Raw genomic sequence first — 1649 nt, forward strand, 5'->3', positions numbered from 1 at the left:
ATAAATTATCAACCATAAATTTGTGACGGCCATTTAGTAATGTCCGGTTTGGGCCAGTTAGAAATGTCCGGTTTAAGGGTTCTCCTCGGCGCATCCTGCAACTGCATGCAGACGACGGAGCCCGTGATGAACGAACCTGGACTGGTGACGATCAGCATGAAGGAACTGCAGCGCGTCAAGGTGATTGAGGCACTCGTTGAAGGACGGCTCAGCGGCGTGTTTGCGGCTGAGCGGCTGGGGTTGTCCGAGCGGCAGATCTCACGTCTGCGACGCCGTTTCGAGGCGGCGGGTGCCGCGGGTCTGGTGTCGGCCCGACGCGGCAAACCGAGCAACCGGCAGTTGTCGATGAACGTGCGGGCACGGGTGATCGCGATCATTCGCGAGCGCTATGCCGATTTTGGTCCGACGCTGGCGCGCGAGAAGCTCCATGAGTGTCACGGCATCCTGCTGGCCAAGGAGACCGTGCGGCAGTGGATGTACGATGCAGGGCTGTGGATCCCGCGCCGGCAGCGCCCGCCGAAGGTCTACCAGCCGCGCAACCGTCGTGCGTGCCTGGGTGAACTGGTGCAGATCGATGGTAGCGACCATCGCTGGTTCGAGGACCGTTCGCCGGCCTGCACGCTGCTGGTGTTCATCGACGATGCGACCGGGCGGCTGATGACCCTGCACTTCACGGCGACGGAGTCGACCTTCAGCTACTTCGAGGCGCTGCAGAAGTATCTGGATGCGCACGGCAAGCCGGTGGCGTTCTACAGCGACAAGGCGAGCGTCTTTTACGTGAAGCAGCGCTCGGAGACGGCCGGCAAAGGGGTGACGCAGTTCGGCCGGGCACTGTATGAACTGAACATTGATGCGTTCTGTGCGAACACGAGTCAGGCCAAGGGCCGGGTGGAGCGCGCCAACCTGACGCTGCAGGACCGGCTCGTCAAGGAGCTGCGGCTGCGCGGCATCAGCACGAAGGAAGCGGCCAACGCGTATGCGCCCTCCTTCATCGCTGACTTCAACCGGCGTTTCGGCAGGCCACCGAAGAGCGATCACGACGCGCACCGGCCATTGCACAGTGACGAGGATCTGAGGCAGATCCTGGCCTATCGCGTGCCACGCAGGATATCCAATGCACTGACGGTGCAGTACGACCGCGTGATGTACCTGCTGGAGGACACGCCATATGCCCGTACGCTGATGCATGAATATGCCGAGGTGGTCGAGTTTCCGGACGGCGTGATCGAGGTTCAGGCCCAGGGGGCGGTGCTGCCCTGCCGGCAATACGATCGCATCGCGCGTGTCGATCAGGGGGCGGAGGTCGAGAACAAGCGGCTTGCGAGCGTGCTGGAGGTGGCCCGGTGCGTCCAGGCAATCCGTGATGATCGCCGCGCGGCGGGCTCGCCGTCACGCACCCATGCTGGCGAAGCGGTCCGCGCAAAGAAAGCACTGATCGGGCTGAAGAAACAGCGGGCCATCGACGCTGCCGACATCAACCATGCCGTGCTGGAAGTCAGTGCCAAATCAATGCGGGAACGGGGGGCGGCTGCGCCGCCCCAACCCACAAACATAAAAAGAAACAGGACCAAAACCAATGTGAAACCGGACATTTCTATCTAGCCAGAAACCGGACATTTCAATCTGGCCTCGACAAAATTTGTGAGTCC

General features: G+C 61.6%; 1 protein-coding gene. It reads left to right on the forward strand.

Annotated elements, in window-relative coordinates; all coding sequences use genetic code 11:
• Positions 1-126: 126 nt before the first annotated feature.
• Positions 127-1602 carry an ISNCY family transposase gene (locus tag F3J20_RS31655; protein WP_167285831.1) on the forward strand — a complete coding sequence of 492 codons (1476 nt, stop codon included), beginning with the start codon at positions 127-129 and terminating at the stop codon, positions 1600-1602.
• Positions 1603-1649: the final 47 nt, after the last annotated feature.

The sequence above is a fragment of the Paraburkholderia sp. Cy-641 genome (genome assembly GCF_011752945.1).
In the GTDB taxonomy this organism is placed as follows: Bacteria; Pseudomonadota; Gammaproteobacteria; order Burkholderiales; family Burkholderiaceae; genus Paraburkholderia.

What these genes read in the sequence shown, in the direction of transcription:
- F3J20_RS31655 (WP_167285831.1), top strand. Translation starts at nt 127, where the DNA reads ATGAACGAACCTGGACTGGTGACGATCAGCATGAAGGAACTGCAGCGC.